This is a genomic window from Nonomuraea turkmeniaca (assembly GCF_005889735.1).
Classification (GTDB): Bacteria; Actinomycetota; Actinomycetes; order Streptosporangiales; family Streptosporangiaceae; genus Nonomuraea; species Nonomuraea turkmeniaca.
On the sequence record NZ_VCKY01000301.1, the window covers coordinates 1 to 11164 of the forward strand.

Here is an 11164-nt window from a genome sequence, read left to right on the forward strand (position 1 = left end):
ATGTTGCGGGACGTGCTGGCCGGGGAGATCCCGACATTGTTGTACGACCGCCAACTGTACGCCGTTCCGGCGATGCTGGGGTCGGGGGTGATGGCGGCGGAGTGGTCGTACGGGCTGCACGGGTGGGCGGCGACGCTGGGGGCGGCGCTGCTGGCGTTCGGGCTGCGGATCGCGGCTATGCGCCGCAAGTGGTGCGCTCCCCTGGCCAGGGGCATCGGGGAGTGACGCGCCCTCACACCATGGCGATGAGCGGGTCCGGGGAGCGGGAGGCGGCGACGGGGCCGTGGTCGCGGGCGGCGCGCAGGCGGGTGACCGCTTCCGACAGGACCTGGGGCGGCTGCGTGTACGGCAGCCGCAGGTAGCCCTCGAGCGTGCCCTCCAGGCCGAACCACGGGCCGGGAGCAAGGCGCACACCGTAGCCGGCGGCCGCCTCGGCCAGGAGGGTGGCGCTGGAGTCGGGGGCGTTCGGATGCGCGGAGTCGCCGTTCAGGCGTACCCACAGGGTGCCGCCGCCGCGCGGCACCGTGAACGTCCACTCGGGCAACTGGGAGCGCAGCGCCGACACCAGCGCCTCCCGTGCGGCCCTCAGCGATCGGCGGCGCTCGGCACGCGTCTCCTCCAGCCGGTCGAACAGCCGCGCCACCACCAGCTGCTCCAGCACCGGGCTGGCGATGTCCACGGCCGCGCGGTGCATGGCCAGGCGGCGGGCCAGCGCCGCGGTGGTGCGGATCCAGCCGATGCGCAGCCCGCCCCACCACAGCTTGGACGCCGACCCGATGCTGATCACGCGGCTGTCGGTGTCGAACGCGCCCATGGGAGACGTGTGCGGCACCTCGTCCAGTGCCAGCTCCAGCCAGGTCTCGTCCACCAGCACCAGCGTGTCGGTACGCCGGGCCGCGCCCACGACGGCGGCGCGGGTGGCGTCGTCCATGAGGGCGCCGGTCGGATTCTGGAAGTCGGGCATGAGGTAGGCCAGGCGTGCCCCGGACTGGCGCATGGCCCCGACCAGCAGGTCGGCCTGCCAGCCCTCGTGCGAGATCCCGACCGGGACGATCCTGGCGGAGCGTTGCCGGGCCACGTCGATGACGTGCGGGTACGTCGGCGACTCCACCAGCACCGGGTCCCCGGGGCCGACGAGCAGGCCGAGCACGAGCTGGATGGCGTGCTGGGAGCCGGTGGTGACGACGATCTGCTCCGGCCTGGTGGCCAGCCCTCGGGCCGTGTAGCGGGCGGCGATGCGTTCCCTGAGCACCGGCAGGCCGATGGGGTCGTAGCCGTTGCCCATGCCGTACCGGGGCAGGTCGTCGACCGCCTCCAGCATCGCGCTCCGGAGGGCGGAGGGCGCGGGCGGGGCGGCGCAGTGGAGCTGGACCAGGCCGTCGCCGTCGGTGCTGAGCCACGGGTTGTCCGGCGTGGTGGCCGGATCGGGCAGGGCGGTCCAGCTGCCCGAGCCCTGGCGGCTCTCCAGGTAGCCGCGCTCGCGCAGCAGGTCGTAAGCCGACGTCACGGTGGTGCGGCTGACCTTGAGGATCTCGGCGAGGTGGCGCTCGGCGGGCATGCGGACGCGTACCGGGATCTGGCCGTCCATGATCAGGTTGCGGAGGCCGTCGGCGAGGGCGCGATAGTACGGGCGGGCGCCCCGGTCGACGTTGACCAGCCGGGCCACTTGGGCCGCCGAAAGATGCCTCATAAGGCCACTTTTCGTGATTGGCCCTGTTTTGGCAAGTGAGGGGCCTGCCACTCTGAGGCCATTATGAGCGAGACAGTCCTTCCTAGAGTGAGTTCTTTTCCCGCCCGCCTGGCCCGGCTGTACGGCGGCCTGGTCCTGTACGGCATGGGCATCGGGCTGCAGGTCGAGTCCGGGCTGGGCAACGATCCCTGGGACGTGTTCCACCAGGGCGTGGCGATCAGGGCCGGCGTGTCGATCGGCACGGTGATCATCGGCGTGGGCGCGCTGGTGCTGCTGCTGTGGATCCCGCTGAAGCAGAAGCCCGGCCTCGGGACGATCAGCAACGTGGTGTTCCTGGGGTTGTTCGCCGACGCCGCGATCTTCCTGCTGCCCACACCCGCGCATCTGGCGTTCCAGAGCATGTACGTAGTGCTGGGCGTCGTCGCGGTCGCGCTGGCGACCGTGCTGTACATCGGCGCCGGTCTGGGCCCGGGACCGCGGGACGGGATCATGACCGGGCTGGTCCGGCTCGGGCTGTCGGTGCGGCTGGGCCGGTTCCTCATCGAGGTCACCGTACTGGCCGCGGGCTGGGTGCTCGGCGGCACGGTCGGGATCGGGACGCTGGTGTTCGCGCTGGCCATCGGGCCGCTGACGCAGCTGTTCACCCGCTGGTTCCCGCTGACGCCGGCCGTTGATCGAATCCTGCCGCAGGGTCGCGCCTTTTCCGAGTAGCGTCTATAGGCATGCGGATCGAGGATTACGCCCTGATCGGAGACATGCAGTCGGCCGCGCTCGTGGCCAGAGACGGTTCCATCGACTGGCTCTGCCTGCCCAGGTTCGACTCCCCCTCGTGTTTCGCCGCGCTGCTCGGCGGCGAGCGCAACGGTCACTGGTGGCTCGGCCCGACCGGCCGCAGGCACGCCGACCGGCGGCGGTACCGGCCCGACACCCTCATCCTGGAGAGCGAGTGGGACACCCCGACGGGCACGGTCCGCGTGATCGACTACATGCCGCCCCGCGACCGCAACCCCGACGTCGTGCGGATCGTCGAGGGCGTCTCGGGGACGGTTGAGGTGTCCACGCAGCTCAGGGTGCGCTTCGACTACGGCAGGATCGTGCCGTGGGTGCGGCGCAGCAACGGACACCTGCAGGCCATCGGCGGGCCCGACTCGGTGTGGCTGCACTCCCCCGTGCCGCTGAAGGGCGGCGACTACGCGCACCGGGCCACGTTCACCGTCAAGGAGGGCGACCGGCTGCCGTTCATCTTCACCTGGCATCCGTCGCACGAGCCGATGCCGCAGCAGATCGACGCCGACGACCAGCTCGACGAGACGGAGGCGTTCTGGGCGGAGTGGGTCGCCAAATGCACCTATGACGGGCCGTACCGGGACGCCGTGGTGCGGTCGCTGATCACGCTGAAGGCGCTCACGTACGCGCCCACCGGCGGCATCGTGGCCGCTCCCACCACCTCGCTCCCCGAGGACCTGGGCGGGGTGCGCAACTGGGACTACCGGTTCTGCTGGCTGCGCGACGCCACGATGACGCTGGACGCGCTGATCTCGTCCGGATACCTGGAGGAGGCGGCGGACTGGCGCTCGTGGCTGCTGCGGGCGATCGCCGGCCGCCCGCAGGACCTGCAGATCATGTACGGCGTCGCCGGCGAACGCCGACTGCCCGAGCTGCGGCTGGACTGGCTGGACGGCTACGAGGACTCGCGGCCGGTCCGGATCGGGAACGAGGCCGTGAAGCAGCTGCAACTGGACGTGTACGGGGAGGTCATGAACTGCCTGTACGTGTCGCGTTCCCGCGGCTTGTGGCCCGACGACCGGGCGTGGACGATCCAGCGGCAGCTGCTGGACTACGTGGAGGACCACTGGGACGAGCCCGACGAGGGCCTGTGGGAGGTGCGGGGGCCGCGGCGCCACTTCGTGCATTCCAAGGTGATGTGCTGGGCGGCGCTCGACCGGGGGGTCAAATACGTGGAGCGGTTCGGGCGCACCGGGCCTGTGGAGAAGTGGCGGACGTTGCGGGACGTCGTTCACGCGGAGATCTGCGAGAAGGGGTACGACCCGCGCAGGAACACCTTCACGCAGTCGTACGGGTCGTCGGAGCTGGACGCCGCCCTGCTGATGATCCCCGTCGTGGGATTCCTGCCCATCGATGATCCGCGGGTGGTGGGGACGCTGGCGGCGATCGAGAAGGAGCTCCTGTCGGACGGGTTCGTCCTGCGGTACCCGATCGCCGAGGACAACGACGTGGACGGGCTGCCGGGCGGGGAGGGCGCGTTTCTGGCGTGCAGCTTCTGGCTGGTGGAGGTCATGGCGATGCAAGGGCGGAAGGAGGAGGCGAAGGACCTGTTCGAGCGGCTGCTGGCGTTGCGCAACGATGTGGGGTTGCTGGCGGAAGAGTACGACCCCCGGTATGGGCGCTTGGTGGGCAACTTCCCCCAGGCCTTCAGCCACGTGCCTCTGATTCACGCCGCCCGCGCCTTGTCCTAGGGGTGGAGTAGGCCCCGTCCAGCGTGTGGCGGCGAAGAACACGCCGATACGGGCTTGGCCATCAGGGTCGGCGTGATGGCCAAGGTGAGCGAAGGCAACTCGCTGGCCGACGCCGACCCCCACGACGCGTCAGCGCGCCGCGGAGGGGCGCCCCGTGGACTGCGACCTCACGGCGCGGAGCACGGCGTCGAGCAGACCGGGAAACAGCCTCTCCAGGTCGTGGCGCCGCAACCTGATCAGCCGTGTCCGTCCGTCCACGGTCGTACGCGTGAGACCCGCCTCGCGGAGCACGCGGTAGTGGTGCGACAGCGTGGACTTGTGCAGCTCGATGCCGGTGCCGATGGCTGTGCAGGTCTCGTCGCCCTCAGCAAGCCGCTCGACGATCTCCAGCCGAGCTGGATCGGACAGCGCGTGCATGAGCTGGGCCAGCGTGATGTTGTCCGCTGACGGGTGCGGTAGTTCGCGCATCAGCTCTCCCGTGCCATTGCCCTGTATGCGACTCGATGCATTCACGGTAGCGCAGTTTTACTGTTGGACAAACATCAAACCTAAGCACTAGTTTGATGGGTGCCCAACAATCCAACGAAAGGTGGATCGTGTTCGTGCGGTTGCTTCCCCTGGCGCTGGCCACGTTCGCGGTGGGCACCGACAATTTCGTCATCGCCGGGCTGCTGCCGGCGATGGCGGAGGATCTCGGCGTCACGGTTCCCGCCGCCGGGCAGCTCGTGACCGTGTTCGCCCTGACTTTCGCGGTGTCGGCCCCGGTCCTGGGCGCGGCCACCAGCGGGATGAACCGGCGCACCGCGCTGCTGCTGGCCCTGGCTGTCTTCGTCGCAGGAAACGCCGCCACGGCGCTGGGCACCAGCTACGGAATGGTCATGGCCGCCCGCATCGTGACCGCGGCCGGAGCGGGCATCATCACCTCCGCCGCGTCCAGCACCGCCGTGGCCGTGGTGCCGCCCGAGCGGCGTGGGGGCGCGCTGGCGTTCGTCATGGGCGGCCTGAGCGCCTCGACCGCGCTCGGCCTTCCCCTCGGCACGCTCATCGGCGGTGTTGACTGGCGTCTCACGCTGTGGGCCGTCGCCGGCGCGGGGATCGTCGCGGCCGTGGGCATCGCCGTAGGCCTGCCCAAGGTCTCGCTGCCCGCCGCCGGGTTCCGCGCCCGGCTCGCACCCATGAAACAACCCTGGGTCCTGGGCGTCCTGGTCGTCACCATGACGGTGTTCGCCGGATCGTACCTGCTCTACCCCTACGTGGGAGTCGCGGCGGAAGGCCTGACCGGCGGCTCGGCGACGGCGCTCACCGTCCTGCTGCTCGCCTGGGGACTGGGCACCCTGACCGGAACCGTCATCGCGGGCCCCCTCACCGATCGGCACCGTCCCGAACGCGTCCTGGCCGCATCACTGCTCGCGGCGGCGCTGGTGCTGGCGGTCAGCCCGGTCATGCTGGCCGGCCTGACGTCCGCCGTGGTGTGGGCCGCGCTCTGGGGCCTGTGCGTCGGCATCCCCGTCATACCGCAACAGCACCGCCTGGTCGCCCACGCGCCGGCGGCTTCCCCGATCCTGCTCGGCCTCAACTCCGCGGCGGTGTACATCGGCATCGCGCTTGGCGGCGGCCTGGGCGGACTCGCCCAGACCTGGATCACTCCGGCCCGGCTCGGTCTGCCGGCCGCGGCGATCACCGCGCTGGCATTCGCCCTCACCCTGGCAACGACCCGGCGACCGGTCACCGGCGCGACGTCGGCGTCGGCGTCGGCGTCGGCGTCGGCATCTCCCCCTGACCTCGCCCACCGAACCGAAACAACCTGATGTGCCCCCGGCGCATCACCATTCACCCGACAAGTGAGGACCAACAATGACCGAATTCACCATGACCATCAACGCCACGTCAACGGCGGGGGCAGGCACCTTCGACGTCATCGATCCCGCCACCGGGGAAGTCTTCGCGCAGGCGCCGGACTGCGGCACAGAGCAACTCGACGCCGCCATGGACGCCGCCGCCCACGCCTACCGCCGCTGGAAACTCGACGACAAGGCACGCCGGCGCGCCCTGCGCGACGCCGCCGACGTTCTGGACTCCGGCACAGAACGGCTCGCGCGGCTGCTCACCGCCGAGCAGGGCATGCCCCTGTCCAACGCGCGCACCGAGATCGGCTGGGCCACCATGTGGCTGCGTTACTACGCCGACCTGGAGATCCCGCGCGAGATCGTGCAGGACGACCAGACAGGTTTCGCCGAGGTGATACGCCGCCCGGTCGGCGTCGTGGCCGCCATCGTGCCGTGGAACCTGCCGATCATCCTCGCGATCTGGAAGATCGCGCCCGCACTTCTGGCGGGCAACACCGTGGTGCTCAAGCCCTCGCCGTTCACACCGCTGGCCACCCTGGCGATGGGAGAAATGCTCCGCGACATCTTCCCGCCCGGCGTGCTGAACGTCGTCAGCGGACAGGATCCCCTCGGTGCCTGGATGACAGCGCACCCCACTCCCCGGAAGATCAGCTTCACCGGGTCGATCGCGACCGGCGCGAAGGTCGCCGCCGCGGCGGCCACGGATCTCAAACGCGTCACCCTGGAACTGGGCGGCAACGATCCCGCCATCGTGCTCGAGGATGCCGACCCCGGCCGGGTCGCGGACGACATCTTCACGGGCGCGTTCATGAACAACGGCCAGCTCTGCATGGCGATCAAACGAGTCTACGTCCATGAGCGACGCCATGCCGAGCTGGTGGAGGCACTCGCGGCACGGGCGCACGCGGCGCGGGTCGGAAGCGGGTTCGACGAGGGTGTCCAGCTGGGCCCGATCTCCAACCGCCCGCAGTTCGACCGGGTGTCCGAACTGGTAGCCGACGCCATCGACCACGGTGCGGTCGCCGCGGCCGGAGGACAGCCACTGGACCGCCCCGGCTACTTCTTCGCACCCACCATCCTGACCGGCGCGGCGGACGGCACCCGCATCGTGGATGAAGAGCAGTTCGGCCCCGCACTGCCCGTCATCGCCTACCGCGATCTGGACGAAGCCGTCGACCGGGCCAACGACACCCCCTATGGCCTGACCGCGTCGGTGTGGACGGACGACGCCACCCGGGCGGCCGACGTGGCGTCGCGGCTGGAGTGCGGACAGGTCACCGTGAACGCCCACGGAAACGGCCTGCGCCCAGACCTGCCCTTCGGAGGCCACAAGCACAGCGGAATCGGCGTGACCAACGGACCATGGGGTCTTCACCGCTTCACCGAACTGCAGGTCCTCACCGGTCCCGCGAGGGTAGCGGGAACATCGCAGAACGCGCGGCAGGCCGATTGACCTCAGGCATTCAGCCGAGGCGGCGGCTGTCTTCCAGATCATGAGGAAAGGTGCCCTTGGAAGGATTTGGGTGTCGAAGCCATATCCGCCGCAGTGGCAGATGCACCTTTCCGGTGAGTGAGCGGCTGCCCACAGCGATCGTGTGCGGTGCGCGGAGCGTGCTGGAAGCCGAGCGGCTGCAAGCCCATCAGGCGGTGCCCCCTCCTCAGGGAGATCGCCGAACACACCGTGCAGGATGTCCACGGGCGTTCTGGCGAGCACCTCCAAGGCCGCCATGTGCTCTGTCGAATCCGGGGAATGCTTAAGCGCCCACCGCAATACAGCGCGCCCGTCTGGCGACTCGTAGAACCTTTCCGTAGACGAGGTTCCGTGCTTTGCGGATGAGTTCTCTGTCCTTTGTGCGCGCGCTCACCCGGAGGCGGCCGTCATCGGCACGTCCGAGCACAACCCGTGGACTTGCGCACCTACGTCGGCCAGGCCGTAGGTACGGTGGCCGACCACCACACACACCACGATCGAATATCTAAGTGGCGCTGAATCTGTCACTGAGGGCGTCCTTGGAGTCCAAGGTTCCGTGGGAACTTGTTGAATTCATCGTAGAGCTGTCCGGGGACACCGGCGGCGTGGAGATCTCCGCCGGCGAACGCCCATCCTGCGCCTGTCGACCAGCCGCCGGGCGAATGGCCCCGTCGCCGGGTCACGTGGCATGACCCGCATATCCTCCCTGAAAGAGGTCAAGAACTACCTAGCCAGGCGCGTGAGAATGCAACTGCAGGGAGTCTCGACCATGCCGACACCGCCACGTCTGCGAGTCACCTCCGTGACGATCGGAACCTCACAACCGCGAGAGCTTGCACACTTCTACTCCCGGTTGCTGGGCCTGCCTGTGACGACAGAAGACGGCCCCGGGCCGGGCGAGCCTGACAACGGAGGCTGGGCGCAGATCCGGCCGCCTGAGCACGTCACCGCTCCCTCCCTCAGCTTCGAGTACGAACGCAGCTACACCCGCCCGGTGTGGCCGAGCGTCTCCGGTGAGCAGACCGCCTCGCAGCATCTCGATATCGAGGTCGACGACCTGCCAGCGGCGGTGGAGTGGGCGGTCGCGTGCGGTGCGGTGCTGGCCGAGTTCCAGCCGCAGGACAACGTCCGGGTGCTCTTGGATCCCGACGGGCACCCTTTCTGCCTCTTCCTCTAGAAACTCCAGGCCGGAGGCGAGGGGCTACCGGTGGTCAGGGCCGCTGACACGCCATGTGCGGAAATGATGGCGGTCACCGTCACCGCCTCGTAGCCCCTCTCCAGGATCAGCTCGATCAGCGCCTCGCCGATGGCCCGCCGGGAGCGCCGTCCACGTCGATCGACGCGGTCGTTGCCGTGGTTTCCGAACACTTCACCGCTCCTGTTTGGTACGGGACAGCCGAGCGCATCTGCTTGTTGCCCCGCTCGCGTTGGCGAACGGACCCTTTATAACCGGACAGGTTGTTCGGCCACGGCGACGATAGCGGCGGCCCGATCACCTACCCCCGCGCCTCTACGAGATCATGACCGAGGCCGGGTTCGCCGCGCGCCGCCGGGCCGTGTTCACCCGGCTGGCAGCACACGCCCCACACGCACAGCTCACTGGCATTTGCTGATCTCTTGGCGTTCATGTCCGATTCATCCGGTTCCGCCACGCTCCCGCCGTAGCCGGAGCACCCTCATTCCGGCGGGACGGAGACATGAAGTCATGGGACATGGGCACCACCACCATGATCACGATCACGGGCAGGAGCAGCCGGGCGAAGGGGATGTCGCGGCGGCGCGGGATCTGTCGATTCCGGATGGTGAGCTGTCCCCGGGGCAGCTGTCGCGACGCCGGATGTTCCGGCGGGCCGGGCTGCTGGGCGCGGGGCTGACGGCCGCCGGGGTGCTGGGGACACCCCAGACAGCGGCGGCGGCGGACGGGGAGTTCGGGCGCGGCAGGGAGGCGAAGGACGGGTATCTGTGGCTGGCGGGTGACCACCACATCCACACCCAGTACAGCAGCGACGGCATCTACCGGGTCATCGACCAGGTACGGCACGGCAACGCGTACGGGCTCGGATGGATGGTCATCACCGACCACGGTGCCGCCACGCACGCGAAGATCGGAGTGGACAAGGTCAACCCGGACATCGTGGCCGCCCGCGCGGCGGTCAAGGACACGCTGGTCTTCCAGGGGCTCGAGTGGAACATTCCGGCGGCCGAGCACGGCACGGTGTTCGTCGCGCCCGGGAGCAATGAGGTGGCGACGCTCAAGGAGTTCGAGAACTCCTTCGACGGCTCGGTCAAGGGCGCGGGGTCGAACACGCCGCAGAACGAGGCCCTGGCGATCGCCGGGCTGAACTTCCTGGCCGAGGCCGTGCGGCGGCGGCGGGTTCCCGACGCGTTGTTCCTCGCCAACCACCCGTCCAGGAAGGGCCTGGACTCGCCGCACGAGATCCGCGGCTGGCGGGACGCGCAGCCGTCGATCGCGATCGGCATGGAGGGCGCGCCGGGTCACCAGGCCGCGGGCATCGCCAAGCCGAACGGCCCGGGCGGCGGGCGCGGCTACTACGACAGCAACCCGGGCGCGGACTCCTTCGCCGGGTACCCGGCCGAGAGCTACAAGACGTTCGGCGGGTTCGACTGGATGACCGCCACCGTGGGCGGGTTGTGGGACAGCCTGCTGGCCGAGGGCAAGCCGTGGTGGATCACCGCCAACTCGGACGCCCACTGGGTGCACGCCGACACCAGCGACCGCGGCCCCGGCAGCGATTTCACCGCCAACGGCAAGTACGAGGACCCGGTCTACAAGGGCGTGGCGAACTTCGGGTCCGGGGACTTCTGGCCCGGGTACTACAGCCGGACCCACGTCGGCAGCCAGGGCTTCGCGTACCGGGCCGTCATGGACGGGCTGCGGGCCGGGCGGATCTGGGTCGATCACGGCGGGCTGATCAGCGGGCTGGTGGTGCGAGCGCGGGCGGCCGGGACCGGGCAGCGCGGGGTCACCCTCGGCGACGCCCTGCACGTGCGGCAGGGGGCGCGGGTCGAGCTGGCCATCGAGATCACCCTGGCCGGGCGGCCGAACTGGGCGCAGGTCGTGCCGTCGCTGGCCCGGGTGGACGTCATCCAGGGCGACGTCACCGGCCCGGCCGCCGACAAGGACACCTTCACGACGCCGAACACCAAGGTCGTGCAGTCGTACGAGGTGAACAGGAACAGCGGGACCGTGACGTTCACGTACCAGCTGGGGCCGGTCGATCGGCCGGTGTACGTGCGGCTGCGCGGCACCGACGGCAAGCGCGGCGCGCCGGGGCTGCTGGGGGCGGCCGTGGACCCGCACGGGCCGGCGATCGACGTGTACGGCGACGCCGATCCGTGGAACGACCTGTGGTTCTACAGCAACCCGATCTGGGTGCTGCCGCGCCGATGATTCTCGGTTTCGACGCGGGGTCGAGAACCCTTCAGGAGGCCGAGCACCTGCTGCACACCGTGGCGCAGGCGCTCGGCCTGCCGGGCGACGCCATCGGCTGCACCCATTTCGTCCCGGCGAGCGCAGGCGGCGATCCGCATGTCGCGTGCTCGCTGGCCGTCTCCGAGCCGGTCACGGACGTCCCCGCGGACGTGTCGTGGGTGCTCGGCGAGCGCCGGGCGCGCCGAACGTTCGCGTCCATTCAACGGCCGGCCACCCCTCGATGCC

11 protein-coding genes are annotated in these 11164 nt (G+C 69.8%); 8 read left to right on the forward strand and 3 right to left on the reverse strand.

Annotated features, from left to right (window positions below):
* Positions 1 to 225, forward strand: a 225-nt coding sequence (locus tag ETD86_RS48210; protein ID WP_211370780.1) for a TRIC cation channel family protein, incomplete at its 5' end; no start/stop codon positions are given.
* A 7-nt stretch (positions 226 to 232) separates the two neighbouring features.
* Here ETD86_RS48210 and yczR read toward each other — a convergent pair.
* Entirely contained in the window at positions 233 to 1690 is a 1458-nt protein-coding gene (gene yczR, locus ETD86_RS48215) for a MocR-like transcription factor YczR (RefSeq protein ID WP_138673333.1), read from the reverse strand.
* Positions 1691 to 1777: 87 nt separating this feature from the next.
* Between yczR and yczE the strand changes: the two genes are divergently transcribed.
* The gene (gene yczE / locus ETD86_RS48220) at positions 1778 to 2401 is read left to right on the forward strand and encodes a membrane protein YczE (protein ID WP_425465705.1); all 624 of its coding nucleotides are present in this window, start codon (positions 1778 to 1780) and stop codon (positions 2399 to 2401) included.
* Between the two features lie 11 nt (positions 2402 to 2412).
* Positions 2413 to 4167, forward strand: a complete 1755-nt coding sequence (locus tag ETD86_RS48225; RefSeq protein ID WP_138673335.1) for a glycoside hydrolase family 15 protein — start codon at positions 2413 to 2415, stop codon at positions 4165 to 4167.
* A 129-nt stretch (positions 4168 to 4296) separates the two neighbouring features.
* Here ETD86_RS48225 and ETD86_RS48230 read toward each other — a convergent pair whose 3' ends face one another.
* Entirely contained in the window at positions 4297 to 4635 is a 339-nt protein-coding gene (locus tag ETD86_RS48230; RefSeq protein WP_138673336.1) for an ArsR/SmtB family transcription factor, read from the reverse strand.
* Between the two features lie 134 nt (positions 4636 to 4769).
* Between ETD86_RS48230 and ETD86_RS48235 the strand changes: the two genes are divergently transcribed.
* The 3 genes from ETD86_RS48235 to ETD86_RS48245 all read left to right on the forward strand — a co-directional run bounded on the left by ETD86_RS48235 (position 4770) and on the right by ETD86_RS48245 (position 8662).
* A complete protein-coding gene (locus tag ETD86_RS48235) occupies positions 4770 to 5975 on the forward strand; it encodes an MFS transporter (protein ID WP_211370781.1) in 1206 nt (401 codons plus the stop codon).
* Positions 5976 to 6021: 46 nt separating this feature from the next.
* Positions 6022 to 7467, forward strand: a complete 1446-nt coding sequence (locus ETD86_RS48240) for an aldehyde dehydrogenase family protein (RefSeq protein ID WP_138673338.1) — start codon at positions 6022 to 6024, stop codon at positions 7465 to 7467.
* Between the two features lie 787 nt (positions 7468 to 8254).
* Positions 8255 to 8662, forward strand: a complete 408-nt coding sequence (locus tag ETD86_RS48245) for a VOC family protein (protein WP_138673339.1) — start codon at positions 8255 to 8257, stop codon at positions 8660 to 8662.
* Here ETD86_RS48245 and ETD86_RS48250 read toward each other — a convergent pair.
* A complete protein-coding gene (locus ETD86_RS48250; RefSeq protein ID WP_138673340.1) occupies positions 8659 to 8853 on the reverse strand; it encodes a TetR family transcriptional regulator in 195 nt (64 codons plus the stop codon). The two genes, ETD86_RS48245 and ETD86_RS48250, sit on opposite strands and share 4 nt — an antisense overlap.
* A 337-nt stretch (positions 8854 to 9190) precedes the next feature.
* On the opposite strand from ETD86_RS48250, the gene ETD86_RS48255 reads away from it, so the two are divergent.
* Complete coding sequence (locus tag ETD86_RS48255) at positions 9191 to 10897, forward strand: histidinol-phosphatase (protein WP_138673341.1); 1707 nt, start codon at positions 9191 to 9193, stop codon at positions 10895 to 10897.
* On the forward strand, positions 10894 to 11164 hold a 271-nt coding region (locus tag ETD86_RS48260; protein WP_211370783.1), incomplete at its 3' end, for a hypothetical protein. The genes ETD86_RS48255 and ETD86_RS48260, both read left to right, overlap by 4 nt.

Excerpts from the sequence above, each read along its gene's own strand:
- yczR (WP_138673333.1), bottom strand. The coding sequence starts at position 1,690 with ATGAGGCATCTTTCGGCGGCCCAAGTGGCCCGGCTGGTCAACGTCGAC.
- ETD86_RS48225 (WP_138673335.1), top strand. The coding sequence starts at position 2,413 with ATGCGGATCGAGGATTACGCCCTGATCGGAGACATGCAGTCGGCCGCG.
- ETD86_RS48230 (WP_138673336.1), bottom strand. The coding sequence starts at position 4,635 with ATGCGCGAACTACCGCACCCGTCAGCGGACAACATCACGCTGGCCCAG.
- ETD86_RS48240 (WP_138673338.1), top strand. The coding sequence starts at position 6,022 with ATGACCGAATTCACCATGACCATCAACGCCACGTCAACGGCGGGGGCA.
- ETD86_RS48245 (WP_138673339.1), top strand. The coding sequence starts at position 8,255 with ATGCCGACACCGCCACGTCTGCGAGTCACCTCCGTGACGATCGGAACC.
- ETD86_RS48255 (WP_138673341.1), top strand. The coding sequence starts at position 9,191 with ATGGGACATGGGCACCACCACCATGATCACGATCACGGGCAGGAGCAG.